The organism is Lyngbya aestuarii BL J (genome assembly GCF_000478195.2).
Classification (GTDB): Bacteria; Cyanobacteriota; Cyanobacteriia; order Cyanobacteriales; family Microcoleaceae; genus Capilliphycus; species Capilliphycus aestuarii.
On sequence record NZ_AUZM01000034.1, the window covers coordinates 40204 to 65596 of the forward strand.

The window sequence follows — 25393 nt, forward strand, 5'->3', positions numbered from 1 at the left end:
ACACGAACTTTGAATAATCGGAATCAGTATCAGTGGTCACTTTTTACTTGGGGAATCAAACTAAACGGTGTAGTGTAGCTTAAACTTCCCTTTAGATAAGCATCCTAAGAATTTTTACTTACCTGATTTTGGACTGATAAAATTTTCTGATAGATAGAAATTGACCTCAAAATCCGTAGATAGACGTAAAAATCAATCATTCAGACCAGATGTCCGATCCCTAAACTTGGTAATCTAAACAGTTGAGAACATCAAAGCAGACAACGGGTAAATAGACATATGGATTATCGAGAAGCAGGTGTCGATGTAGCCGCAGGTCGAGACTTCGTAGACCGTATACGCGACTCATGTCAATCAACTTATAGACCAGAGGTACTGGGAGGTTTAGGGGGTTTTGGCGGTTGCTTTGAAATTCCTCCCGGCTACAAACATCCAGTATTAGTCTCGGGAACCGATGGCGTGGGAACCAAACTCAAACTCGCCACCCAACTCAACCATCATCAAACCGTTGGTATTGATCTCGTGGCCATGTGCGTCAACGATGTTCTCACCTGCGGCGCCGAACCCCTCTTTTTTCTAGACTATCTGGCGACAGGAAAACTCAACCCTGAACAACTCGCCCAAGTCGTCGAAGGAATTGCGGGCGGCTGTAAACAAGCCGGATGTGCCTTAATTGGGGGAGAAACCGCAGAAATGCCGGGATTTTATCCGGTTGGAGAATACGATCTCGCTGGATTTTGTGTCGGAATTGTCGAAAAAAGCCAGATTCTCAATTCTTCTCAGGTGAAACTGGGGGATGTAGCCATTGGACTCGCCAGCAGTGGGGTTCATAGTAATGGATTTAGTTTAGTGCGGAAAATCGTCAGCGATCGCCAACTAAGTTGGTCTGAATGTCCGCCGGAATTTGCAGGTCAATCTTTAGGAGAAGTTTGTTTAACCCCGACTCAAATTTACGTTAAACCTGTTTTAACGGCTTTAAAATCCGAGTTAGACATTCATGGCATGGCACATATTACCGGAGGCGGTTTACCTGAGAATTTACCCCGTTGTTTAGGCAAAGATCAATCGATTCAGATCTATCCAAATAGCTGGCCAAATTTACCGATTTTTGAGTGGATTGCTCAAACCGGAAAGGTGAATGAAACAGCAATGTGGGAAACCTTTAATATGGGCATTGGTTATGTAGTGATTGTGCCATCCGAGCAAGCACAAACAACGATTAAATGGTTTGAATCCTGCCAAATTTCAGCCTATCAAATCGGTGAAGTTATCAGCGGTTCAGGAGATTTAGTGATCTCTTAAGAGAGGAGAATTGAGACAGACTGATTTAGAGTTACTTTTTGAATCTTAAGCGGGAAGTCAAACGTTCACACTCTACTCTTATCCTGGAAATTGATTACAGTTTTTAATTACTACAATTTAAACAATGTCTATAGAATGGCAAACGGCGAAAACCTACGAAGATATTTTGTATCACAAAGCAGATGGAATTGCTAAAATTACCATTAATCGTCCTCACAAACGAAATGCTTTTCGTCCGGAAACGGTGAATCAACTTTACAATGCGTTTAGTGATGCTCGTGAAGATACTCGCATTGGGGTAATTTTGCTGACTGGAGCGGGGCCACATACGGATGGTAAATATGCGTTTTGTTCCGGTGGAGATCAAAGTGTGCGGGGAGAAGCAGGATATATTGATAATGCTGGAATTCCTCGTTTAAATGTGTTAGATCTACAACGATTAATTCGGTCTATGCCGAAAGTTGTGATTGCTTTAGTGGCAGGTTATGCGATTGGTGGGGGTCATGTTTTACATTTAGTTTGTGACCTCACAATTGCGGCAGATAATGCAATTTTTGGACAAACCGGGCCGAAAGTTGGGAGTTTTGATGGGGGGTTTGGTGCGAGTTATTTAGCGCGAATTGTCGGTCAGAAAAAAGCGAGAGAAATTTGGTTTCTCTGTCGTCAATATACGGCGGAACAAGCTTTGGAAATGGGGTTGGTTAATTGTGTGGTTCCCGTTGAACAGTTAGAAGCTGAAGGGGTTCAATGGGCGACCGAAATTTTAGAGAAAAGTCCGATTGCAATTCGCTGTTTAAAAGCGGCATTTAATGCTGATTGTGATGGTCAAGCCGGGTTACAAGAACTGGCGGGAAATGCCACATTGCTGTATTACATGACCGAACAGGGTGCAGAAGGAAAACAAGCATTTTTGGAAAAACGAAAGCCGAATTTCCGTCAATATCCTTGGCTTCCTTAGAATTAAAAAAGATTAAAAACAGAAGTTCTTAGCAGAAAATGTTTGAATGGGTGAAAATTGAGAGTAAATGACCTTAGAGGGTGACAAATTTGTTTTCTTAAAGTAGAACTTGATTGCAACTCAAACCTGTTAAGAACTTCTGCTTCTCAATTGAGACTGATAGTTACTTTTTAGTGATCAGTGGGTTTGTAAAAAAGAATGATTTAATTCGCGACGGGCTTCACTTCGGAGACTAAACCGCAACGGGAACAGTTTCGGTTACAGCTTCAGTCGTCTGGGGTAAAATAACCATTTTTTGGGCTTCTTCCCAAGGCGAAAATGCCAGCATCGCTAAGTGACAAGTTTTCCAACTGCCTTTAACGGGAGCATGAAGCTGGCTACAATGTCCACCTCTTCGGCCTTCTGGTGTGTAATGTTGGCAGCAGCGACAGTATGAGGTCAAAGTGTGTGGGGCTTGCATGAGGTTCTCCTGTGTGAGTCCATTTGATACTCTTTATTCTCCTAGATCGAGCCACCTATATTAATCATCGATCAATCATTATTCTGTCTCAGTTTGAGCGATCCCCACGTCACAACTGAATTTTATATTTATTTAAGATTTGGTTTATGAACAGATACAATTAAACTCTAAAGTATTGAGAACTGTAAATAAAGGCAGATTGACATAAAAACAATGTAAAATTAGTCGGGATCAAGCAAAACAACACAAGATAAAAGACAGATCAGACCCTAAAAAGAGGTTTGTACATCTGGCTTTGGATAGAAGAAATGGTCAAATAGGACAGATAAAATCTCAGTCCGGGGACAGATATCAATCCGGGGATCAGACACTCTCTCAGGTAGAAAGTCAGACTCATTTCGGTAATGGTTGTTTCCCCGAGGACGATCCAAAAAACCTCAGACTGATGTCCAATCAATCCCCAACTAGGGATGAAGGCGTTGTTGACTAAAACACATTGCACAAACAGACCAACGCTGCAATTCTCCGGTCGGGGTTGGACAATGACAACAGGGGCATTGAGGTAAAGATTGCGATCGTCGTTGAATCACTTCTGCCCAATTTTGAAAAGCCGTCTGAGGCGTAACCGCAGCAGAGGAACCCTCAGTTGAGGGTGTCGAAGTCGAAGCCGGGGGAATATTTGTCACGGAACTGGGATGGTGTTGGGACTCGTCACCTAAATGATCATCTGATGTTGAATAATGGGATTGACTGTGCCACAGAGCGGTAGAAAACTTGATATCATTCAAAGGATTAGAAAGTCTTTGATTTAACCGTCGAAGTATTTGCGATCGCCCAAAGGTGAGCTGCTGTGACCACGTGGCACTCGAAGTCGCAACCCTCAAAACTCCCCGACTGACAGAAATCGGCCGAGTGTGAGCGATCGCCCGTTGACCGACCACAGTAGCCCAGAGATCAAGAATCAATTGAAGCTGCTGCTGTTCGGGAGTTAAAAGCTGAACTTGTAAACAATCTAAAATCTGATTTAGCGATTGAAACATTATGGGTATTTGGTATAAAGAAACTAAACGCTGAAATAACTGCTAATTTTATTTTTAAGCCATCATTAAAAACTGCGAGGAGTTCCCCGAATGAGTCAATCTTCTGTCGTCAACAGTTCCAAAACCTCAGATTCCCTGCAACCTGCATTAAAAGCTGTTTTAGGGAGTCTAGATATTCAACTCGAAGACGAACTTTCCCGATATCGACGTTATCGACGCAAGACAACCCCCGCAACAGAGGCTAAAAAGCCTTCTAATTCCTACACACAAAAACCCTCAGAAGTGTTGTCTGTCTCGGACGGTGAAAATAATATAGAACCCAGTTCGACACCTTCTTCCCAGTCTAAATCATCGAGTTCTCAAATCTCATCGGGTTGGGAATCTGTGGTTTTACCGGGTTCCGCCCCTCTCGCCCCTCGTACCCAGTTACAGTCAGAACCCAGTCACTCCAACTCATCGGGTTCGTCTTTCACTTCATTCTCTGACAATACCCGTGAACCCGATGGCTATCTCGAATCTTCTCAACAACTGGTTAAAAGCTTAGAAGAACGTCGGGCTAAACGTCGGCAACGGAGTTGGGCAGCGAGTTTGTTTACGCCTGTTGGAATTGGCTCAATGTTGCTGTTTCTCTTATCCTGTATTGGTTTAGGGTATGTTGTGATGTCCCCGTCAGGAATGGCAACGTTAGGGTTAAATCGCTGGTTGAGTAAATTGAACCCCAACGCCCAACAAACAGACGAAATAACTGATCCCAATACGATTGAATCAATTGAACCTCAACCCAACTTAGCCGCTCGTGAGTTTGTCGATCTAGATTTAGATACACTCAGTAATATTAATCCGAGTCCAAATCCCATTCCGGCTCCCACGACTCAAACTCCGATTCCAACCAATGGCCAGAATTTAACCCCTCCGAGTCCGTTACCCAGTGGGCCTGGCATGAGCAACCTCACCAACGAACTGCTTCCAGATCCGGTTCCACCCACTCCCAAACCCGTACCCACAACTGCACCCGCACCAGCCCCCGTTCCCAAACCCGCAGCCGGAGCCGCCACCAAACCGAATACTAATCCGGTGAAAGCTGGTGATAATCTGTACTATGTGGTGACATCTTACACTGATGAGCGATCGCTAGAAAAAGCCAGAGAAGTGGTACCCGATGCCTATGTGCGAGAGTTTAAAACCGGGGTAAAAGTGCAAATGGGGGCGTTGGATAATCCAGAAGCCGCCAAACGGTTAGCAGAAGAACTGCGGGTACAAGGAATTTCTGTGCAGTACGACACCCCGAAAGCAGGGCAATAGGTTGGGAGAAGATGAATTATGGGCTTTTTTGATCGCATTTGGCGAGTGATTCGTGCCAATATTAATAGTTTGATTAGTCAAGCCGAAGATCCAGAGAAAATTCTGGAACAAACGGTGATGGATATGCAGGAGGACTTGGTGCAACTCAGACAAGCGGTTGCTCAAGCCATTGCCACCCAAAAACGCACCGAACGACAATGTTCTCAGGCGAAAACGACAGCCGAAGAATGGTACAGACGAGCGCAACTGGCTTTGCAAAAAGGGGAAGAACGACTCGCCCGAGAAGCGTTAACTCGTCGCAAATCTTATCTAGAAACCGAAGCAGCAATGTCGGCTCAACTCGAACAACAAGCTCAAGTGGTTGATCAGTTACGGAAAAATATGCGAAAGCTAGAGAGTAAAATTAGTGAGGCGAAGGCGAAAAAAGACTTGTTTATTGCTCGGGCGCGATCGGCGAAAGCTTCGGAAAAACTCAACGAGATTCTCGGCAATACTAGCACGGGTGGGGCAATAAATGCCTTTGAACAGATGGAAGACAAGGTAATGCAGCTTGAAGCCCGTTCTCAGGCAATGGCTGAACTCTCGGCTAATGATCTCGAAAAACAGTTTGATGCTCTCGAAAGCAGCGATGATGATGTTGATGCAGAGTTGGCTGCCATGAAAGCAAAAATGCTACCCGGAAATAGTGATTGACGGAGAATCTAAAAAATTCAGTACCCAGCAAGAGGGCTAGATCCGGTAATAGGGTTAAACTAGAGGTAGTAGCTAGTAGAAGTTGGCTTTGAGCAACTGACTCTATACAGGTCGGTTAAATTGTCAACCTACTGCAATTAACTTTATAAACCGCTAAAGGAAAAACAACGTTATGGGACTATTCGATCGGATTAGCCGTGTCGTGAGATCGAACCTAAACGATATGGTGAGCAAGGCTGAAGATCCAGAAAAGATCTTAGAGCAGACTCTTATTGAGATGCAGGAAGACCTGGTACAACTCCGTCAGGCTGTGGCTCAGGCAATTGCTTCTCAAAAACGCAGCCAACAGCAATATAACCAATCTCAATCTCAATCCAACCAGTGGCTATCTCGCGCTCAATTGGCTCTGCAAAAGGGAGATGAAAACCTCGCTCGTGAAGCTTTGCAGCGCAAAAAGAGTTATGAGGAGCAAGCCAACACCATTAAGTTGACTCTCGACGGGCAAACCGCTCAAGTTGATGCTCTCAAACGGAATTTAATTCAGCTAGAGAGCAAAATCTCCGAAGCCAAAACCAAGAAAAATATGCTCAAGGCTCGGGCGCAAGCGGCCAAAGCCAATGAGCAGTTACAGGGAATGCTCGGTGGTATTGATGCAACAGGCGGAATGGCTGCTTTTGATCGGATGGAAGAAAAAGTTCTGCAAATGGAAGCTCATTCTCAAGCCGCAGGAGAATTGGCAGGTGCAGATTTAGACAGTCAGTTTAAAGCACTTGAAGCCGGAAGCGGTGTTGATGACGAGTTAGAAGCGCTCAAAGCCAATATGCTCGGGGGTTCGGCTCAACCCCAAGGTCAACTTCCCGCAGGTGAACAACCGACTTCTACACCCCAAACTCCCGCCCAAAAAGCAGAAGTCGATAGTGAGTTGGAAGATTTACGCAAGCAACTCGATAATCTCTAGTTGGAAAGGCTTGGAGTTGCGAGACAGCATTCAAGTTTGGCTCTTTGTTCGGGATTTGTTTGGGTTTCTCATAAATGAATAAGTTGACACTGATAGGAAGTAGTAGCAAGTGGCAGCAGTTGTTCAAAGCCAACTCATTTTAGAGGGGTGATTGACTCGTCAAGCTACTGCGCTTAACTCTATAAACTATTCAAGGAAAAACAGTGTTATGGTACTACTTGATCGGATTAGCCGTCTTGTCAAAGCAAACCTAAACGATATGATCAGCAAGGCTGAAGATCCTGATCAGATTTTAGAGCAGACGATTATTGATATGCACGAAGACCTGATGAAACTCCGTCAGGCAGTGGCTCTGGCAATGGCTTCTCAAAAACGCAGCCAGCAGCAATACACGCAATATCAATCTGAAGTCAATGACTGGCTGTCTCGCGCTCAACTGGCATTGCAAAAGGGAGAGGAAAACCTCGCCCGAGAAGCTTTACAGCGTAAGAAAAGTTCTGAGGAGCAAGCCAATATTGTTAAAGTTGCTCTCGATGGGCAAACTGCTCAAGTTGATACCCTCAAACGCAACTTAATTCAGCTTGAGAGCAAAATCTCCGAAGCCAAAACCAAGAAAAATATGCTCAAGGCTCGGGCGCAAGTGGTGAAAGCCAATGAGCAGTTACAGGGAATGCTGGACGGTATTAATGTAACGGGCGGAATGGCAGCTTTTGAGCGCATGGAAGAAAAAGTCCTGCAAATGGAAGCTCGTTCTCAAGCCGCAGGAGAATTAACAGGTGCGGACTTAGAAAGTCAGTTTAAAGCACTTGAAGCCGGAAGCGGTGTTGATGACGAGTTAGAAGCGCTCAAAGCCAATATGCTCGGGGGTTCGGCTCAACCTCAAGGTCAACTTCCGGCGGGTGAACAACCGACTTCTACACCCCAAACTCCCGCCCAAAAAACAGAAGTTGATCGCGAGTTTGAGGAGTTACGTCAGCAACTCAACAAAATCTAATTGGGGAGACTTAGAGTTTGGAAATCGTGTTGAACTTTGGCTCTCTGTTAAGAATGGGTTGAGGTTGTGGGAAAATTAGCGACTTTGTACTCATAGAGAGCTATTGTTTCCAACTCTCCTCGGAATATTCCCCGACTCCGAGAAAATAAGAGGGTTGATCCGCAGAGAAATTACAGAAAACACTTGAACTTTAGGGGGGAAATCAGGAATAATAGGTTGGAGTCCTGTCATCGATCTGTTTTAAACTCAACAATGTCTAAAGTGCGTTTACTGATTCTTAGTTCCTTTGCTTCCGGGTTCGGTTTATGTTCCATTGTATTTTCTATTTTTACAATGGCTTCTGAGTTTAGCTTTGGTACAATGTTTCGGTTTCTCTTAACTGCTATTTTTTTCGGAATTAATCTTTTGTTTACCATTCACTATTATGCTCTAATGCTCCGAGATTTAAAGCGGTTATCTCGCGCTCAAAATCAAATTAAACAAGTGACAACAACGTTTTAACTGAGTCGATTTCCTCGAAACAATACCATTATAAAACCCTAAATTATGTTTGATTTTCTTAATCCTATCCTGGGACGGCATCCTGAACAAGTCAAAGCTAATGTTGAAATTTATACTTGGCAAACCTGCCCCTATTGTATTCGAGCTAAATTATTATTGTGGTGGAAAGGGGTTAATTATACTGAGTATAAAATAGATGGCGATAATACTGCCCGAAACCAAATGGCTGAACGAGCAAATGGACGGCGGAGTGTTCCTCAAATTTTTATTAATAATCAACATATTGGCGGATGCGACGAGCTTTATCAACTCAATAGTCAAGGGAGTTTAGATCCGTTGTTAGCAGAAAGTATTACTGTTTAAGAGTCTAAATCAGTTGCTAATTGATTGAGTGTATTTTGCCGCCATTTTGCGTCTAGTTGGCGGTTCGTGGTAATTTCTAGCACTCGAATTCCTTGTTTTGGTAATGGGTTTAGGTGTTGTTGGAGTTGATGCCAAGATTGGATTTTTTGATACTCTACTTCATAAGTTGTGCAGAGTTGAGCAAAATCAATATGCTGAGGCGTTGCGAAAAAATCTTCAAAAGGGGGATTAAATTCGGCAATGGGTAATAGTTCAAAAATTCCGCCTCCGTTATTATTAATTAGAATAATGGTTAAATGACCCTTGAATTTATTTCTGAGTAAAAAGCCGTTGGTATCGTGAAGTAAAGCGAGATCTCCTGTTAGTAATATACTGCTTTGATGATGATGAGCGATGCCTAAAGCGGTGGATAATGTGCCATCAATTCCATTTGCACCTCGATTAAAAAAGGGTTGAATTTCTAAAGAATTTGGCATCCAGAAAAATTCTACATCTCGGACAGGCATACTATTAGAAATAAATAAAGGGGTTTGAGGCGGTAAGATTTGCGGCAAAAGCCAAGAGATTTTTGGTTCTATTAAAGCTTCAAGTGTTGTCATTTCTTGCTCTAATTTTTGTCTAACAACAGCTTCTGCATTCTGCCAAAGTTGGATATAGTTTTTGTTATTGTTATTAGGTTTTAATTCGGATAAACTATCAGCAATTTGTTCGATAGAATACCGCAAGTGAATCGCTGAGTTGTGTAAAGAATTGAGGTTTTGATAGGTTGGATCGATAATAAAGGTTTGAGGGGAATTGTTTGCTAACCACGTTCTCAGTTGTTTGCTGGTGGGTAAATCTCCAATTTGAATCACACTTTTAGGGGTGAGTTTTTCTGCATAGTTTTGATTGCGTAAAATCAAGTCATAAGTTGCAATTAAGTTCGGGTTAATGTGATGATAATTTCTCAGGGGAGATAACCCTTCTGCTAATACAGGCCAGTTTAAAAATTGGGAGAGTTTAGCAACCGCTTGACTGTATAATTGGGGAGACTGGGGTTGAGCAACTCCCGCAATAATTAAGCCTTGTTTACAAGATTGCCATTTTTCGAGATATGGGTTTAAATTAAGAGTAGAATTAACGGGTTGTTCAAAAGAAACCATTGAAAAAAAATCGGAGGGAAACGTTGCTTCTAATGCTAAAGCGGCAGGTTGGGGGACAGGGATTAAAGGATCACGAAACGGACAATTTAGATGCACTGGCCCCGGTATCGGAACCTGCGTTCGCTCCCATCCATAGATTAGCGTTTGTCGCAGATAACCTAACCGTTCAAGCTCTAAAGAAGGGGTTGCAAGTTCGCTCTGCAAAGTGGGATAATGACCGTATAATTTAACTTGGTCAATCGTTTGTCCAGCGTGACAATTTCGTAATTCAGGTGGACGATCTGCTGTTAAAATTAATAACGGAACTCGACTTTCTCGGGCTTCGATAACAGCCGGATAAAAGTTTGCTCCTGCGGTTCCCGAGGTACAAACCAAAACAGTAGGTAAACCTGATTTTTTAGCAATTCCCAAGGCAAAAAAAGCCGCAGAACGTTCATCTAGAACGGGAATTGTTTCAATTTCAGACTGTTGGGAAAAAGCAAACGTCAGGGGGGTAGAACGAGAACCAGGGCTAATAATAGCGGTGGTTAATCCTAGTTTGTATAGGGTTTCAACCATAATCGAAGCCCAAACGGTATTTGTATTGCGAAAGTCGATCATAACTCTATCATACTGAAGTTAACAAATCTATTCAATTTCTACGGTTTAAAGTCTCTATAAAATCTCTAGAAAATAATTATGTCTTTTGTAGGGTTGCACATTCATAGTGATTATAGCCTCTTAGATGGAGCCTCTCAATTACCTCAATTAATTGAGCGAGCCGTTGAATTAAAAATGCCTGCGATCGCTGTCACCGATCACGGTGTTATGTATGGTGCAATTGAGTTAATTAAACAGTGTCGAAGCAAGGGAATTAAACCCATTATTGGGAATGAAATGTATGTTATTAATGGTGATGTTACCCAACAGCAGCGCCGTTTAAAAAAATATCATCAAGTGGTCTTAGCTAAAAATACAAAAGGCTACAAAAACCTCGTTAAACTCACAACAATTTCTCATCTCAAAGGGTTTCAAGGGAAAGGAATTTTTGCCCGTCCTTGTGTTAATAAAGATCTTTTAGAACAGTATCACGAAGGGTTAATTGTGACAAGTGCTTGTTTGGGAGGAGAACTTCCCCAAGCCATTTTACAGGGACGCTCAGATGTGGCTCGGAAAGCGGCTCAATGGTATCAAGAGGTGTTTGGGGACGATTATTATATAGAAATCCAGGATCACGGTTCTCCTGAAGATCGAATTGTTAACGTAGAGTTAGTCAAAATCGCCCGTGAATTTGACATTAAAATTATTGCAACCAATGATTCTCATTTCATCTCTTGTTATGATGTCGAAGCTCACGATGCGTTACTTTGTATTAACACTCAAAAACTAATTACCGAAGATAAAAGAATGCGTTATTCGGGGACTGAATATCTAAAATCAGCCGAAGAAATGGCGCAGTTATTTCGGGATCATTTACCGGATGATGTGATCCGAGAAGCGATTGCAAATACAATAGAAGTTTCTGAAAAAATTGAACCCTACACTGGAATTTTAGGTGAATCTCGTATTCCAGATTATCCCATTCCACCCAATCATACCTCAGATACTTATCTCGAAGAAGTGACCTGGAAAGGGCTAATAGAAAGATTACAAGACCAGATCAAAATACAGACTCGTTCAGAAATTCCACCAATTTATCGGGAACGTTTAGAATACGAACTAAAAATGATGCAAAAAATGGGATTTTCCACCTATTTTTTGGTTGTTTGGGATTATATTAAATATGCTCGCGATCATCAGATTCCCGTTGGCCCTGGCCGAGGTTCTGCCGCAGGTTCCTTGGTTGCTTACTCTTTAGGAATTACTAATATTGATCCGGTTCATCACGGATTATTATTTGAGCGTTTTTTGAATCCAGAACGGAAATCTATGCCTGATATTGATACGGATTTTTGTATCGCTAGGCGGGATGAAATGATTCGATATGTAACGAACCAATATGGCGAAGATAAAGTTGCTCAAATTATCACCTTTAACCGCATGACTTCCAAAGCGGTTTTAAAAGACGTCGCCCGCGTTTTAGGAATTGCCTACAGTAAATCCGATCAAATGGCGAAATTAATTCCGGTTGCGCGAGGAAAACCGGCTAAATTAAAAGTCATGATTTCTGATGATACGCCCTCACCTGAGTTTAAAACTGCTTATGAAACTGAAGATGTTCCAATCAAAAATGATGTGGGAGATGAAGTCGGAACGATTCCTGTGCGTCAGTGGATAGATATGGCAATTCGGATCGAAGGAACGAACAAAACCTTTGGAGTTCATGCTGCGGGTGTGGTGATTTCTAAACAGCCTTTAGATGAAATTGTACCTTTGCAACGAAATAATGACGGGGCTGTAATTACTCAATATTTTATGGAAGATATTGAGGCCCTTGGATTGTTAAAAATGGATTTTTTAGGCTTAAAAAACCTCACGATTATTCAGCGAGTTGTGGAATTAATTGAAGAAAATCATCATTTTAAAATTCATCCCGATCAACTTCCTTTCGATGAACGGAGGGCTTGTCAAATCCTCGCAAAAGGAAAGGTTAAAAAACTGCCGCAGGACATCCAGAATACCTATAAATTATTAGAACGAGGAGATTTAGAAGGTGTATTTCAGTTGGAATCCTCGGGAATGCGGCAAATTGTTCGGGATTTAAAACCCTCTAATATTGAGGATATTTCTTCTATTTTAGCTTTATATCGACCTGGGCCATTAGATGCGGGATTGATTCCCAAATTTATTGAGCGGAAACACAAAAGAGTCCCGATTGAATACGAACATCCGTTGTTAGAATCGATTTTACAAGAAACCTACGGGATTCTCGTTTATCAAGAACAAATTATGAAAATGGCGCAAGATTTAGCGGGATATTCGTTAGGTCAAGCAGATTTATTACGTCGGGCGATGGGGAAAAAGAAGCTATCAGAAATGCAGAAACAAAGAGAAGCATTTATTGATGGTTCAACGAAAAATGGTGTGAGTAAACAAATTGCTGAACATTTATTTGATCAGATGTTAGCATTCGCAGAATATTGCCTGAGTTATGATACTGAAATTTTGACAGTCGAATATGGAGCAATACCGATAGGTAAAGTTGTGGATGAAAAGATAGAATGTACAGTTTATAGTGTTGATAAAAATGGTTTGATTTATACTCAACCTATTGCTCAATGGCATAATCGAGGAAAACAAGAAGTATTTGAGTATAGTCTTGAAGATGGTTCAACAATTCGGGCGACAAAAGATCATAAGTTTATGACAATGGATAATCAAATGCTACCCATCGATGAGATTCTTGAAAAAGGGTTAGAATTAAAACAGGTTAATGCAGATTCGGTATAATTAAAGTGAAAATCATCAAATAAGGAGTTACAAACATGGTTAAAATTGTGAGTCGAAAGTCTTTAGACAGTCAAACTGTTTATGATATTGGAGTTGAGACAGACCATAATTTTCTGCTGGCAAATGGTTCAGTAGCATCTAACTGTTTTAATAAATCCCATTCGATGGCTTACGGGTTTGTTACCTATCAAACTGCCTATCTCAAAGCCAATTATCCTGTTGAATATATGGCAGCATTGCTCACCGAAAATAGTGATAACACGGATAAAGTTCAAAAATATATTGATTCCTGTCAACGCAGTTTAAATATTAAAGTGATTCCTCCTGATGTGAATCGTTCTGAAGTCGATTTTACGCCTGCAAATGGTAAAATAATATTTGGATTATCTGCTATCAAAAATGTAGGAGAAGCGGCGATTGAGAATATTTTAGAGGCGCGTAGAAAAGACGGAGAGTTTAAAGATTTACCCGATTTTTGTAGTCGAATCAGCTTGCAAATCGTCAACAGTCGAGCTTTGGAAGCTTTAATAAAATGCGGGGCGTTAAACAGTTTAAATAATAATCGAAAGCAAGCCATTGAACACTTAAACTTTTTAATTCCTTGGGCGCAGGGAAAAGCAAAAGATAAAGAAATTGGTCAGGGTAATATTTTTGACTTGTTGGGAGAAACAAGCACAAAAAATACTAACGAGGGCGCTCCCAAACCTCCACAGGTAAATGATTTTTCGACCCAAGAAAAGTTACAATTTGAAAAAGAATTACTCGGCTTTTATGTTTCCGAACATCCCCTCAAATCTATTATTGAAGCCAAACTGATTGAAGATGCGGTGACGCTGCAAGATTTGGCAGAGCATAAAGGAAAAAAAGTCAAAGTTTTTTTAACGGTTGTGGAAGTTAAGCAGCACGTTACCAAGAAAGGCGGTCGCATGGCGTTTCTGCAAGTTGAGGATATGAGCGGACAAGCCGAAGCAATTGTTTTTCCCCGAACGTATCAAGAGGTTCAAGATTCTCTCAAAGAAAATATGTCCCTATTGGTGACGGGTAAAGTTGATAAACAGGAGGATAAAATTCAGCTTATAATAGATGAAACCGAATCAGTTCAGCGCCTGTTAGAAAGTGTGAAACCTCAAGAAAAGCAAGCCTCAGTTAGGCTCTACCTGACACCCGAAGAAATCGAAAAAACCGAAACGATGAATAACCTAAAAACGCTTTTGCAGGATTATAATGGAAATCCAGACCAGAAAAAATATCCAGTTGAAGCAGTAGTCTCCAACCAATATTTAGTAAGATTTGGCGAGCGATTTTGGGTTGAAGATCTAGAAGGGATTGTTAATCGCCTCAAAGAAAGGGAATTTCAAGCCAGTATCTTTAACAACGACTAGGTGTTAAGTTGATCGAGTTCAGTTAAGAGTTTATCGATCCCTGCGTTCGACTCCAAAAAGGAAAATAAATGTTGATAACGGAGTATTCCATCCCGATCTAAAATCAACTGAGCAGGTAAAGGCGCTCCTAATGCTTGACCTAATTTATAGCGCCTAAATGTGTTGCAGTTGGGGTCACACAATAAGGGCATTTTTAAACCCAAATCCTTAACCACAGTTTGGCTTTGTTGCTCGTCGGTGCTGGTAATCATCAAGACCTCTACTCCTCGCTGCACAAACTCTTCGTAACGTTCATTGAGCGCCTTAATATGAGGATAACAAAGGGGACAATATTGTTTTTCAGTAAAAATCCGAGTAAATGCCAAAACCACCGGACAGTTTCCCCGATAGTTAGAAAGACGAACGGACTGGCTATTGGTAATATCTGGAAGTTGAAAATCCGGTGTCTTTAAACCCATTTGCAAATAATAGGTCGCCGGAATGGGTAAAAAGTTGTTGAAGAAGCGGCGATTGAGTAAGCCACTAAAATCAGTAGAAGTCAGCATGATTTTCACAAGTTAACAACGAAAGAACGAGTTGGGGTGACGGGTCAAAGACGAACCATTATATTGATGTATATATAATTGTCCCTGATTTTCCCATCCCCATGACTCATTCTCAAGGTTTAACTTAGATTAGACCGCAGCAAAGAAGTCTTTAGACTTGACTGGATCAGGAATCATGGTCTTTTCACCTGGCTTCCAGCCCGCAGGACAAACCTCATCCGGATTTGCCTGTACATACTGGATGGCTTGTAAGGTGCGTAGGGTTTCATCCACATTGCGACCAAATGCGAGGTTATTGATGGTAGCGTGTTGGATAACGCCTTCCTTATCGATGATAAATAAGCCCCGCAGTGCAATTCCAGCTTCAGGGTCTAAGACGTTGTAAGCGGCACTGATATCTTTCTTGATGTCAGAAACCAGGGGATATTTTAAGTCACCAACTCCACCCGATTTGCGATCGCTTTGAATCCAAGCTAAATGGGAGAATTCACTGTCAACGGAAACACCCAGGATTTGGGTATTGAGTTTAGTAAATTCTTCAGCGCGATCGCTAAATGCTGTAATCTCAGTCGGGCAAACAAAAGTGAAGTCCAGCGGATAAAAGAAAAGGACAACATATTTGCCGCGATAGTCAGACAGCTTGATGGTCTTAAATTCTTGATCGATGACAGCAGTTGCGGTAAATTCTGGTGCAGATAAACCAACGCGAATGCACTCTTCTGCCATAACGTATTTCTCCTTGACTTGCTCTAACGATGATGTCCCACTCAATCCGATCGGGAAGTGAATCCTCTGGATACTTCCTCGGGTTTACGAATTGTTACGAGGATATCATACTCGAAATGACTACAACTACGCAACCTATCAAAAAAGTACGCTCTAATTCTTTAGAAACGTACTTTTTTAATTGATATTCAGATGGCTCCGGCTGGATTTGAACCTGCGACCTTGGGCTTATGAGTCCCCTGCTCTAACCACTGAGCTACGGAGCCAGATTTTCATCAACGGTTACTAATTATAGCAAAAGTCGATGAGAGATTGCAAGTTTTTGACTGGCTAAATTTTTCAGCGGATGGGGAATCAGTTGAGAGTTATCCCTAACCTGTTCACTGTTCCCTCGTCACTGAAAAAGTCGCCCTATCGTTGAGAAAGATTATCCCGTTCGCTCGGAAGCAAAGCCATCGGATTGACAGCACCTTGTCCAGAAGGATGAATCTCAAAGTGTAAGTGGGGGCCTGTACTTCTGCCTGTACTGCCCATTTCCGAAATTTGTTGACCCTGAGCCACCTTCTGACCTTTATTCACCAGAACACGACTGTTATGAGCGTAAAGGGTTAAACTGCCGTCGGGATGCTCAATTTCCACCAAGTTACCATAGCCGCCACTATTCCATCCGGCATAAGTGATCACACCAGGCGCCGCCGCAAAAATAGGTGTACCAATGGGAGCCGCGATATCAATTCCTCGGTGCATCCGTCCCCAACGCCAACCATAACCCGAACTTAAAATCCCTCTCGACGGCCAAATATAGCCATTAAACCGCATTGTTCCCCCCGGCAGATAAGTATCCGGGCCAGCAAGGGGAGGTAAATCCGGAGAAACAATACGTCCGAGAGCCGGATTTTGCAACGGATCATAAGCATTGGGGCCAATCGGTGCAGTCGCCACTACAGAGCGATCATCACGTTCTGCTTCCAGTTCCTGTTGAGGTCGCAGAGAAGCAGCACTGCTAGGAGCCGTTAACTCCGGTGAGGGGGCAGACTGTTCGGGAGGTTGAGTATTTCCGCCTGCGGCTTCTTTTTGCCGTCGATAGGCATCCGGGTTGAACTCCGGGTTGATCCGACGCAATAATAACGGTTGTTGAGGGTTAGTCGGTGTCACATCTTCTGGAGTTGACGACTCCTCAGAGGTTTGTTGAGAGGCATCTGCTAGCTGTTGGGCTTGCTGAATCTTGTACTCTTGACGCAATCGGTCAACATCTGCCCGCAACCGACTGGTATGGAGTTGAGAAGACGAGTCGCTCTTAACCCCGGAAGACTTCGAGCGGAGATCAACAGTAGAGGAAACCAGTTGAGTCTGGACTTGATCACGAGCAAAGGGGATTTGAGCAGAAATCGCCGTTGGTTCGGTGATTGCACCTGAGGCCTTAATCGTCGCCAGTTGATCTAAAGAAAACTGACTTTCAGCTTCAGAATTGGGACTCAGAGTATAAGGCTTAACTCGACTCAACTGATTGCCAATGGGTTTTAAAGTTTTGGACTTCAGCTGCGAGGACAACTCCGAAGACGTAACCGAATCACCAAAGCGGGACTCGTTTGTAAAGCTGGAAAGAGATTGCTCTCTAGACGGAAATTCTGTGGCTAAATTTTGAGAATTTCCAAATTTATAAGGCTGATTTGAAGAGGGATTTTGAAAAAGGGAACGATGAGAAGCTCGTTGAGGAATTCTAAGATTTTGATTGGCTTGTATAAAATTAGGGTCAGTCAGATTATTAGTTCTGAGAATCTCATCGACAGACACATGATGACGGCGAGCAATCTGAGCCAGCGTCTCCCCTGCATTAACACGGTAGACTACTGAAACCGAGTTATCGGTTAACTCTGATTCAATCACAATCGCTCCAGGCACTTCAGGTGTTGCGTAGGGCTGATTTGTACCTGCCGCTTCCAATAAAGAGGAGTTTGATTGAGCAGATCGACGACGAGGGGTTGCCAACGACTCTGATGAGTCTCCTGAATTATTAAAGAGAGCGTCCTGAGATGCTGAGGTCGATGAATTCCGCTCAACAGTAGATGGGGATGTTGCTGAATTGGGGCGGGATTCTGAACCCACCAGAGGAGCTTGAGACTCGGACTCGGACAACTCAGTTAAACCCGATTTCGGTGATTTAACAGACTCTACTCCTTGATCTGAGGAATTAGCCCGATTAGAGTTGTCGTTTAGCTCAGATAAATTCCGCAGCAAAGAGGGTTGCCATTCGGAATTATTTACGGGTGTAGCTGCCTGCGCGGCCCCCTCTTGAGAGTTTGAGACTCCATCAGAGGTGGGCTGCATTTCCGGAGTGAGTGTCGCCACAGAGGATACTGTATTGGCTCGACTCCCTTCAGGCCAGAGAATACCGGAGGCAATTGCTAAACCGAGGAAAGCGGCAGAAGTATATGCCTTACTGCTACCTAAGAAAATTGCCTGCTGTGCGAAAACCACTTTAGCCTCTTGCTTTTTGGCTTTCGTGGCAGGTTGGTCTGAATGTGGAACTGTTCCTTTCAAAGAACGACCTCCTATGGAGAAGCGTTTAACTGTCCTTGGATAATTCAAGGGATTCAAATCAGTGATATCAATCACTTTTATAAATTGATATACGTCACTGACAGTCATCAATGCTTACGTCAGGTTACCCTGCTTTGTTGATTTCGGCAAGCAGTTTGTTTATTCTATCTATTCCTTTGAATCAGAATCGATGATCAACAATACCAGCCTAACTGTTCAGTGATGTTCACAATGGGACACATAATGGATTTAAGAGTCCAGATGTGAATCTACACTAACTCTTGAGAAAAGTACAACTCTCTTTTCTTTCGGGTCTAACTCTTTAGTCTGACTTCAACACATGAGTTTACTCACTTCACTCTAGGATCAACTCCCCAAGGAATAAAGCGTTGAGGCTGATCGCCTCGACAAAAGAGCGATTTTTAGATGAATAAAATCTATCACGAATCCAGGGAACCTAAATCCGGGTATTTATAAAAAAAAATTATCGAACTTGGCCAATTTTTGGGTGGGAATCCCCCCTCTTTTCTGCAAAATCAACTCACTTTCAGGGAACTATTGATCCAAAAAGCCCAATTGGCGACCAGCCTCAAACAAGCCAATTGCAACACTAACAGACAGATTTAAGCTCCGCACACCCAGTTCACTCATCGGAATTGAAGTCGTCACATCACAAGCAGAGAGGAGTTCGGGGGATAACCCGGTGGTTTCGGGTCCAAACAATAACCAGTCATCGGCTTGATACTGAAACTGAACATAATTCTGCTTACCCCGCTTACTAAAGCCAATCCAGCGTCCTCCCCAATATTGGTGATAGCGTTTAAAGGCTTCTATCGAGGAATGTAATTTTAAGGGAACATAGGGCCAATAATCGAGGCCAGCTCGCCTTAAATCGCGATCGCTAATTTCAAATCCTAACGGCCCAACCAGATGTAACTCTGTACGGGTGGCGGCACAAGTTCGAGCTACATTACCTGTATTGGGGGGGATCTGAGGTTGAATCAAAACAACACGCGGCATGGATAATTCAGGATCAATCTTTTACTCTCAACCCATCACCTCTATAAAAATAGAGGAATAAGAAATTCTCCGTTCAGAATGCGTTCATTTTGACCGGAATTCATAGTTTTTTTTTATATTTCAAAAATCAACCCACCGATAAGATATTCTAAACGATAGATCGCGCTCAAGCCACAAGAGGCGGTTGACACAATTTGTCTTCAAATTCTTCTTCCTGTTTTTCCATCTCAGCGATCGCTTGTTGGATGACCTGGCGACTGCTTAATCCCTGTTGATGCAATTTTAACCACTGTTGAGCTGTGTTTCCCTCTTGTAAGATTTTCTTCACCGGAGATAAAAAGCAGCTAAAGCCTCGCCGTTTAGCAACAGGCCAAACTTCTTGATAGAGTTGGCTAATCCAATCTTGAGCCGAAATCACTTGACCGTTTTTCCAATGTCGTAGAGAAGCCTCTAAACTCTGATGAGCTGCTGCGGCTTCGTTTTCTTCGGTTAAAGTTACTAAGTCTGAAGCTCGGGTACTGGCTGGAAAATTACTTTGTTCGAGGGGGTCAAGACTCGGATCTTCAAACATTTGCCACAGTCGCGCTTCGATCAAGGCAGTGACAGCTAGTAAAGCCACGGGGTTGACAATTAGATCACAAATTCTCAGTTCTAAGCGGTTGAGGTTGTAGGGACGGCGATCGCCATTGGGTCGTACCGATGACCACAGATGACGCACATTGTACATCGTTCCCAGAGCCAGTTGTTCCTCTGTCCAGTCAATATAGTGGGAATGACTTTCAAATAAGGGAACGTGTTGAGGGGTTTGCGGAAAAACAGACCAACGGGTGGAATGGTTGCCTGTGGGTTGACCATCGAGAAAGGGAGACGAAGCACTCAAAGCTAAGTATAACGGTGCTTCTACCCGCACGAGGCGAATGGCTTTCATCAACAGTTCCGGGTCACTAATGCCAATATTGATGTGAATGCTAGCGGTTACTACAGTGGTGCCGTAGGTTTCCTCGATATGAGTATGGTAAGGATTATTGGGATCGGAGCGATAAAAACAGTCACTTTCACCCAGAGATAGGGTACTTCCGGGAATGAGCGTATAGTTTCCCCATTGCTGGAGAGCCGATCGCAGCGATCGTCGAGGCTTGACTAAAGCACATAATAGGCGATCATAGTTACACAAAGGCGCAGTCGTGTACTCGACATTACGACTATCGGGTTCTCGCACAAATCCCTCTAGTTCAGCGACAATCCGATCTGAAAGGCCGACAACTTCTCCTTGAGGAGTGCCAGTATACATTTCTACTTCAAAGCCTTTTGACAATAGCACGTTAGTTCCTCAGTTGGTGCGTTTCCGGGCCGGAGGTTGGGGCGCAATCTGAACTTAGAGCGAGGTAGAGGGATCTTTATTCAGATATTACGGATTTTCGCCTTTGTTCTCTCGGCGTTAACTCTAATTATCCTATCATGGATTCACATTCCCAAGGAAAGATACTTTCTGATTCCTCCGCAGCATTGAATACATAGTCGTAGTCAAATTCTACAGAACGAATATGACGGGTGACAGAAAAGCCACAATTGATTACTTGATCGGTGGTAAAAGTGACCAGAATTAGTTCCGTGAGTTTGCGGGGAGAAATCTCGGGTTTCTTGATGAAGTAATCTCTCCGAGCAAAAAATATTCGTTCATCTTTAGGAACAACGATTCCATTGAGTTTGTGTGTATTCTGAATGGGTTTAATATAGTTTCGGATGAAATCATCCGGATTTTTTTGCAGTCGGGATAAGCGTTCATGCTGAAGCCAGCTCATATTAAACATTAATTTCAATAACTCAAACCCTAAAACATAATAAAATACTTTGTCTTTATCTTCGGGGTTTAAAGCCAGTCTCAAGGCAGATTCGAGATATTCTTCGGGCTGACAACGAGCATCTTGAGCAGAGTGAACATAAAACTGCTTGATATAGTTTCTCAAAAGAGATTCATTCAAATTGGTGTCGAGTTTAAACCAGGTTAAATACCGTTTGATTCGTTGTAAGGTATCAACATCTTCTAAGAGTTTGGACACTAAACCGTCGGCTGTATATTCGTCTAAAAACTCAGCTTGCTTCTCCGGAGAGGAACCGCACAAAATATAACACAAAGATAGAACATAGCGCCGTTCGTTCCAGGGTAAACCCTGCGCCCACTGCTGCACCTCTGGGGGCAACCGATCAAACAACGCATTACTTTTTAAGGGTTCAAGGAAATTCTTTCTTTTGTACTTTAGCATGGCTCTCACTTAAAGCTTTCTGTGGGTTTTTCTGGGATAAAAATTGTGAACAGTCAGCAAACTTAATAGGGATTGAATAGCTTGATTAGATCGCCTGGACAGACTCTAGGTGTGATATAAATCACAAATTTATGTGTTTTTGATCGGTTTAATCTTTTTGTGTAGATTGACCCTCAACTCACTCATTTTTAGCGAACCCGTCTTCATCTAACTTCAACTTATGTTTATCTTTATTCGCCTCCAATTTGTTAATTTTTTAGCTCGTCATTTGTTTTTAATTCTAACATCATGGTATCAAAAAAAACCACCTAAAGTCAAGCCAATTTTCTAGATATTTATACTAGACTTGAGTTGTTAATTTTATACCAAACCCTAGCTGGTAAAATTAAATACATCAACTCTAAGTATTTTCAAGGAGAAATCGAAAATGACTGTGATCATTGCTGCGGATCGGAGTGGATCAGGTAAAACAACCATTACCCTTTCGCTTTTAGCCTATCTCCAACACCATCAGTTCAATATCCAATCTTTTAAAGTTGGCCCTGATTATATTGATCCAATGTTTCATCAATTTGTAACTCAAAAACCCTGTCGCAATCTCGATCCCATTCTTACATCAGAACCCTATATTAAACAGTGTTTTACTCATCATACTCAAAATACTGATTATGCTCTGATCGAAGGCGTGATGGGATTATTTGACGGAGTTTCACCCCAGATTCATCAAATCCCGACAGCCTCTACCGCTCACATTGCTAAAATACTCAATTTACCTATCGTATTAGTCATCGATTGTAGTCGATTATCTGGTTCAGTCGCCGCGATTGCTCATGGTTTTACTACACTCAATCCTCAACTTAAATTTGCAGGTTTAATCTTAAATAAAGTCGCCAGTGATCGTCATCTAGAACTCTTAAAATCAGCTCTAGAACCTTTAAATATAGACATTCTTGGGATTGTACGACGACAAGATAAAATTCACCTCCCCGAGCGACATTTAGGCTTAGTTCCCACCGATGAACTGCCTCAATTACAAACTTTAATTCATCAACTCACTCATTTAGCCGCAGACTGTTTTGACTGGGAAAAACTGCTTCCCTTGTTTAAGACTCAAAAAACAGGATATATTCAATTCAATCTTAAAAAACCCGATCTAAACCTTCCTGTTAAAATTGCGGTAGCTCGCGATCAAGCCTTTAGTTTCTATTATCAAGATAACCTCGATCTTTTACAAAAACTCGGAGCAGAATTAGTTTTTTGGAGTCCTCTAAATGACACTCAACTTCCCGAAAATATTCAAGGTTTTTATTTTGGGGGTGGTTTTCCCGAACTCTTTGCAAAACAGTTATCCGAAAATTTATCAGTTAAAAAAGCAGTTCAAGATCTGATCTCCGTAGGAATACCAACTTACGCCGAATGTGGAGGATTGATGTACTTATGTGAAGAAATAATTGATTTTGAGAACAAATATTGGCCAATGGTGGGGATTCTTCCCACAAAAGCGTTCATGGGAAAACGATTAAAATTAGGATATTATCAAGCCAATATATTACAAGACAGTTTCTTATTACCCAAACAAACAACTATTTTTGGACATCAATTTCATCGTTCCGAACTCACCTTAGAATCCCCAAATCCCCTCTATAAAATGAAGCGTTATGGTAAAAATCTAGAGAACGAAACAATAGGCGAAGGATGGCAATTTACTAATCTTCATGCGTCTTATTTACATCTACACTGGGGAAATAATCCCGAAATTCCAACGAGATTTTTACAGCAATGTTCGATGTTTAATTCTGCTGAATCTGCAACAATTCAGGAACAGTAACAAAACGATAGCCTTGTTGTTTTAAGGTGTCAATGATCAGAGGTAACGCCTCAATTGTACGATGACGACTTCCTCCGCCATCATGGAGTAAAACAATAGCACCCGAATGAACTTGATTAATATTGAGTTGGAGGTTCTAATATAAAAGTCGATGCACCTGCTTTTTCTAAATTCCAACTGAGTCCCATTAAACCAGTCAGATACAACAGCAAAACCTGAAAAATCAGTCCTGGACCTCGGCTAACCATCAGTTTTAACCTCAATTTTAGGGAGAATTGAGTATAGTGTACCTCTATGTTGCCATTATATTACGCTTGAAATCCAATTGCCATGAAAACCACTGGGAACCCGAACCGGAAGATGAATTTCAGCCACAGGTTCACTGGCAAAATTAGCGGGGTCAAGAATCACTAAACTACTGGTTGCGGTGTTTTCATCAAAGACAAATGTGACCACATATCCTTGATCTTCACCCTCTTGTCCTTGCTTGGGAATAAAACTTGCTTCACCACAATAACGTCCGGGTTTAAAGCGATGAACATGAGAAACTTTCCGTTCTAAATCATATTGAATCAGTTCAGAGAAATAGTTAGGAATTTTATTTTTTGCAATTAATTCGACATCGATATGAGGCGTATATCCAAACCGATAGGGTTGTCCAGTTTTACGAGAATCAAAGGTGGGGAAATCAACGACTCGATCATCTAAAGGTTCATGTTTTGCTGTTTTTTGTTCTGGATTAATAATCAATCGTTGCAGATGAGATTTAATCTCTTGTCCATAATTTACAGTAGCGGGATCTAATTTCAGTTGATTATGATAGGCAAAATCAACAACAACTTCTCCCTCTTGTTCATAAGCATTCATAAAATGCCACATCCACAGGGGTTCTGTTTCTATCCAAATCGGTTTTTGATCAATATTCTTGCGATGAATTAACCCGATTTTTGTACCATATTCCGGCTTCCATTCAAACGGAAGTCCACCCCCGAGCGCTTGAAATACATTGAAAACTAAAGGACAATGAAAGAAAATAATGTAATTTTCAGTAATTGCTGTATCATGTATTAGGGCGGGAGATTCCATTTCAATGGGAGTTTTCCGAATAATTTTTCCCTGTTTGTCGGCGACATAATACACTAAATAAGGTGCAGCTAACAGAGAATAGCGATAAAAATGTAACTCTCCCGTTATCGGATCAACCTTGGGATGTGCGGTCATTGCTTCTTCGAGTTCGCCATCAAAATCCCACTCTCCTAAAGTTTCTAATTCGCTAGAAATTTGATAGGGTAATCCGACTTCATACAACGCCAATAAATGATCGCCATAGGGTACAATATTAGTATTGGCATAGTTCACAAGCGGCATATTTTGTCGTTCTTTTCCCTCCATATCTTGCTGTAAACTCTTGGTGAGAATCCAGCGATTTCGATAACTGGCTTTTCCTTCTTTGAGATAAACCGCATGAATCATTCCATCCCCTTCTAAGGGATATTGATAATTAGCTGGCTTTAAGTATGGATTAGGGCCATTTCGCATATACATTCCGTTTAAATCTGCGGGAATTTCCCCGGTTATTTTTAAGTGATCAACATCAACTTCCTGAAAAACGGGAGCGTTAATTCCTTGTAAGAAAATGTTATCACTTAACCATTCTTGGGTTGAAATTAATTTTCGACTCGGAGCAGACAAAGCTAACAGAGAATGACCCCCAACAGTCGAAAGAAAAGAGGCGAATGCAGCAGCTTTTAGAAAATCTCGTCTGGAAAAGTTCGACCGTTTCATATTTTAAAAAAATATCTCTAGAGGTGGCTAAGATTTTAAACCAAGAATCTAGAGATCGGAAAAAATATTTATTCTATTTTAATAACAATCTAAATTTTATTTTAATCTGTTATCAAAGATACGATTTTAATTTAATTAAAAACAAATTTAGACTAAAAATTCAGTAACAAATAAAACAAAAATACAAAATTTAAACTAAAATAGGGGATGTAAATTCTCT

Annotated in this window: 22 protein-coding genes, 1 tRNA gene and 1 pseudogene; 11 read left to right on the forward strand and 13 right to left on the reverse strand. The window is 41.9% G+C overall.

All coding sequences use genetic code 11. From position 1 onward, the window contains the following. The first annotated feature begins 279 nt into the window (after nt 1-279). Entirely contained in the window at nt 280-1302 is a 1023-nt protein-coding gene (gene purM, locus M595_RS15215) for a phosphoribosylformylglycinamidine cyclo-ligase (RefSeq protein WP_023067199.1), read from the forward strand. Nucleotides 1303-1426: 124 nt separating this feature from the next. Next, complete coding sequence (gene menB, locus M595_RS15220) at nt 1427-2260, forward strand: 1,4-dihydroxy-2-naphthoyl-CoA synthase (RefSeq protein WP_023067195.1); 834 nt, start codon at nt 1427-1429, stop codon at nt 2258-2260. A gap of 232 nt (nt 2261-2492) precedes the next feature. Here the strand turns inward: menB and M595_RS31560 are convergent, their stop codons facing one another. Together M595_RS31560 and M595_RS15225 are read right to left on the reverse strand one after the other, a co-directional pair. Further along, nucleotides 2493-2720, reverse strand: a complete 228-nt coding sequence (locus M595_RS31560) for a hypothetical protein (protein ID WP_023067206.1) — start codon at nt 2718-2720, stop codon at nt 2493-2495. 464 nt (nt 2721-3184) lie between these two features. Next, complete coding sequence (locus tag M595_RS15225; protein ID WP_023067200.1) at nt 3185-3760, reverse strand: DciA family protein; 576 nt, start codon at nt 3758-3760, stop codon at nt 3185-3187. A 90-nt stretch (nt 3761-3850) separates the two neighbouring features. On the opposite strand from M595_RS15225, the gene M595_RS15230 reads away from it, so the two are divergent. From M595_RS15230 to grxC, 6 genes are all read left to right on the forward strand, one after another. Continuing rightward, nucleotides 3851-5062, forward strand: a complete 1212-nt coding sequence (locus tag M595_RS15230) for a hypothetical protein (protein WP_023067204.1) — start codon at nt 3851-3853, stop codon at nt 5060-5062. A gap of 18 nt (nt 5063-5080) precedes the next feature. After that, nucleotides 5081-5755 (forward strand): PspA/IM30 family protein, encoded by a 675-nt coding sequence (locus tag M595_RS15235; RefSeq protein WP_023067187.1) that lies wholly within the window; start codon nt 5081-5083, stop codon nt 5753-5755. A gap of 172 nt (nt 5756-5927) precedes the next feature. Beyond that, on the forward strand, nt 5928-6713 hold the full coding sequence (locus tag M595_RS15240; RefSeq protein WP_040484171.1) for a PspA/IM30 family protein: 786 nt from the start codon (nt 5928-5930) through the stop codon (nt 6711-6713). 208 nt (nt 6714-6921) lie between these two features. Continuing rightward, the gene (locus M595_RS15245) at nt 6922-7707 is read left to right on the forward strand and encodes a PspA/IM30 family protein (protein ID WP_023067202.1); all 786 of its coding nucleotides are present in this window, start codon (nt 6922-6924) and stop codon (nt 7705-7707) included. Nucleotides 7708-7959: 252 nt separating this feature from the next. Continuing rightward, nucleotides 7960-8208, forward strand: coding sequence for a hypothetical protein (locus M595_RS15250; protein ID WP_040484172.1), 249 nt, complete (start codon nt 7960-7962; stop codon nt 8206-8208). Between the two features lie 45 nt (nt 8209-8253). Continuing rightward, nucleotides 8254-8571: a glutaredoxin 3 gene (grxC, locus tag M595_RS15255; protein ID WP_023067181.1), complete on the forward strand. Its 318-nt coding sequence runs from the start codon at nt 8254-8256 to the stop codon at nt 8569-8571. Here grxC and menD read toward each other — a convergent pair. Beyond that, nucleotides 8568-10313 carry a 2-succinyl-5-enolpyruvyl-6-hydroxy-3-cyclohexene-1-carboxylic-acid synthase gene (gene menD, locus M595_RS15260; protein WP_023067183.1) on the reverse strand — a complete coding sequence of 582 codons (1746 nt, stop codon included), beginning with the start codon at nt 10311-10313 and terminating at the stop codon, nt 8568-8570. The two genes, grxC and menD, sit on opposite strands and share 4 nt — an antisense overlap. Nucleotides 10314-10391: 78 nt before the next feature. On the opposite strand from menD, the gene M595_RS15265 reads away from it, so the two are divergent. Beyond that, on the forward strand, nt 10392-13082 hold the full coding sequence (locus M595_RS15265) for a trans-splicing intein-formed DNA polymerase III subunit alpha N-terminal partner DnaE-N (RefSeq protein ID WP_023067229.1): 2691 nt from the start codon (nt 10392-10394) through the stop codon (nt 13080-13082). A gap of 35 nt (nt 13083-13117) precedes the next feature. Beyond that, nucleotides 13118-14464: a helix-hairpin-helix domain-containing protein gene (locus M595_RS15270; RefSeq protein WP_023067186.1), complete on the forward strand. Its 1347-nt coding sequence runs from the start codon at nt 13118-13120 to the stop codon at nt 14462-14464. Here M595_RS15270 and M595_RS15275 read toward each other — a convergent pair. From M595_RS15275 to M595_RS15305, 7 genes are all read right to left on the reverse strand, one after another. Then, on the reverse strand, nt 14461-15009 hold the full coding sequence (locus M595_RS15275) for a peroxiredoxin family protein (protein ID WP_023067177.1): 549 nt from the start codon (nt 15007-15009) through the stop codon (nt 14461-14463). The two genes, M595_RS15270 and M595_RS15275, sit on opposite strands and share 4 nt — an antisense overlap. Nucleotides 15010-15138: 129 nt before the next feature. After that, nucleotides 15139-15735, reverse strand: coding sequence for a peroxiredoxin (locus M595_RS15280; protein ID WP_009784683.1), 597 nt, complete (start codon nt 15733-15735; stop codon nt 15139-15141). 193 nt (nt 15736-15928) lie between these two features. Next, a tRNA-Met gene (locus M595_RS15285) sits at nt 15929-16001 on the reverse strand. 145 nt (nt 16002-16146) lie between these two features. Further along, nucleotides 16147-18276, reverse strand: a complete 2130-nt coding sequence (locus M595_RS15290) for a peptidoglycan DD-metalloendopeptidase family protein (protein WP_023067217.1) — start codon at nt 18274-18276, stop codon at nt 16147-16149. A gap of 555 nt (nt 18277-18831) precedes the next feature. After that, entirely contained in the window at nt 18832-19296 is a 465-nt protein-coding gene (locus tag M595_RS15295; protein WP_023067222.1) for a tRNA (cytidine(34)-2'-O)-methyltransferase, read from the reverse strand. 166 nt (nt 19297-19462) lie between these two features. Continuing rightward, nucleotides 19463-20617 carry a glutamate--cysteine ligase gene (gene gshA / locus M595_RS15300; RefSeq protein ID WP_040484173.1) on the reverse strand — a complete coding sequence of 385 codons (1155 nt, stop codon included), beginning with the start codon at nt 20615-20617 and terminating at the stop codon, nt 19463-19465. A gap of 127 nt (nt 20618-20744) precedes the next feature. Further along, nucleotides 20745-21560 (reverse strand): hypothetical protein, encoded by an 816-nt coding sequence (locus M595_RS15305; protein ID WP_023067230.1) that lies wholly within the window; start codon nt 21558-21560, stop codon nt 20745-20747. 427 nt (nt 21561-21987) lie between these two features. Here M595_RS15305 and M595_RS15310 point away from each other — a divergent pair, with 427 nt between their 5' ends. Beyond that, on the forward strand, nt 21988-23388 hold the full coding sequence (locus tag M595_RS15310) for a cobyrinic acid a,c-diamide synthase CobB (RefSeq protein WP_023067201.1): 1401 nt from the start codon (nt 21988-21990) through the stop codon (nt 23386-23388). On the opposite strand, the pseudogene M595_RS33020 reads toward M595_RS15310, so the two are convergent. From M595_RS33020 to M595_RS15315, 3 genes and pseudogenes are all read right to left on the reverse strand, one after another. Continuing rightward, nucleotides 23351-23497 (reverse strand): annotated as a pseudogene (locus M595_RS33020) (polysaccharide deacetylase family protein); the annotation flags it as partial. The gene M595_RS15310 and the pseudogene M595_RS33020 overlap by 38 nt on opposite strands. A gap of 7 nt (nt 23498-23504) precedes the next feature. Further along, nucleotides 23505-23636, reverse strand: a complete 132-nt coding sequence (locus M595_RS32750; RefSeq protein WP_023067191.1) for a hypothetical protein — start codon at nt 23634-23636, stop codon at nt 23505-23507. 55 nt (nt 23637-23691) lie between these two features. Next, entirely contained in the window at nt 23692-25173 is a 1482-nt protein-coding gene (locus tag M595_RS15315) for a carotenoid oxygenase family protein (protein ID WP_023067218.1), read from the reverse strand. Nucleotides 25174-25393 lie beyond the last annotated feature (220 nt).

Excerpts from the sequence above, each read along its gene's own strand:
- M595_RS15250 (WP_040484172.1), top strand. The coding sequence starts at position 7,960 with ATGTCTAAAGTGCGTTTACTGATTCTTAGTTCCTTTGCTTCCGGGTTC.
- M595_RS32750 (WP_023067191.1), bottom strand. The coding sequence starts at position 23,636 with ATGGTTAGCCGAGGTCCAGGACTGATTTTTCAGGTTTTGCTGTTGTAT.
- M595_RS15295 (WP_023067222.1), bottom strand. The coding sequence starts at position 19,296 with ATGCCGCGTGTTGTTTTGATTCAACCTCAGATCCCCCCCAATACAGGT.
- M595_RS15265 (WP_023067229.1), top strand. The coding sequence starts at position 10,392 with ATGTCTTTTGTAGGGTTGCACATTCATAGTGATTATAGCCTCTTAGAT.
- M595_RS15225 (WP_023067200.1), bottom strand. The coding sequence starts at position 3,760 with ATGTTTCAATCGCTAAATCAGATTTTAGATTGTTTACAAGTTCAGCTT.
- menD (WP_023067183.1), bottom strand. The coding sequence starts at position 10,313 with ATGATCGACTTTCGCAATACAAATACCGTTTGGGCTTCGATTATGGTT.
- M595_RS15240 (WP_040484171.1), top strand. The coding sequence starts at position 5,928 with ATGGGACTATTCGATCGGATTAGCCGTGTCGTGAGATCGAACCTAAAC.
- M595_RS31560 (WP_023067206.1), bottom strand. The coding sequence starts at position 2,720 with ATGCAAGCCCCACACACTTTGACCTCATACTGTCGCTGCTGCCAACAT.
- M595_RS15270 (WP_023067186.1), top strand. The coding sequence starts at position 13,118 with ATGGTTAAAATTGTGAGTCGAAAGTCTTTAGACAGTCAAACTGTTTAT.
- M595_RS15245 (WP_023067202.1), top strand. The coding sequence starts at position 6,922 with ATGGTACTACTTGATCGGATTAGCCGTCTTGTCAAAGCAAACCTAAAC.
- M595_RS15315 (WP_023067218.1), bottom strand. The coding sequence starts at position 25,173 with ATGAAACGGTCGAACTTTTCCAGACGAGATTTTCTAAAAGCTGCTGCA.
- M595_RS15230 (WP_023067204.1), top strand. The coding sequence starts at position 3,851 with ATGAGTCAATCTTCTGTCGTCAACAGTTCCAAAACCTCAGATTCCCTG.
- M595_RS15305 (WP_023067230.1), bottom strand. The coding sequence starts at position 21,560 with ATGCTAAAGTACAAAAGAAAGAATTTCCTTGAACCCTTAAAAAGTAAT.
- M595_RS15310 (WP_023067201.1), top strand. The coding sequence starts at position 21,988 with ATGACTGTGATCATTGCTGCGGATCGGAGTGGATCAGGTAAAACAACC.
- M595_RS15280 (WP_009784683.1), bottom strand. The coding sequence starts at position 15,735 with ATGGCAGAAGAGTGCATTCGCGTTGGTTTATCTGCACCAGAATTTACC.
- menB (WP_023067195.1), top strand. The coding sequence starts at position 1,427 with ATGTCTATAGAATGGCAAACGGCGAAAACCTACGAAGATATTTTGTAT.
- purM (WP_023067199.1), top strand. The coding sequence starts at position 280 with ATGGATTATCGAGAAGCAGGTGTCGATGTAGCCGCAGGTCGAGACTTC.
- grxC (WP_023067181.1), top strand. The coding sequence starts at position 8,254 with ATGTTTGATTTTCTTAATCCTATCCTGGGACGGCATCCTGAACAAGTC.
- M595_RS15235 (WP_023067187.1), top strand. The coding sequence starts at position 5,081 with ATGGGCTTTTTTGATCGCATTTGGCGAGTGATTCGTGCCAATATTAAT.
- M595_RS15275 (WP_023067177.1), bottom strand. The coding sequence starts at position 15,009 with ATGCTGACTTCTACTGATTTTAGTGGCTTACTCAATCGCCGCTTCTTC.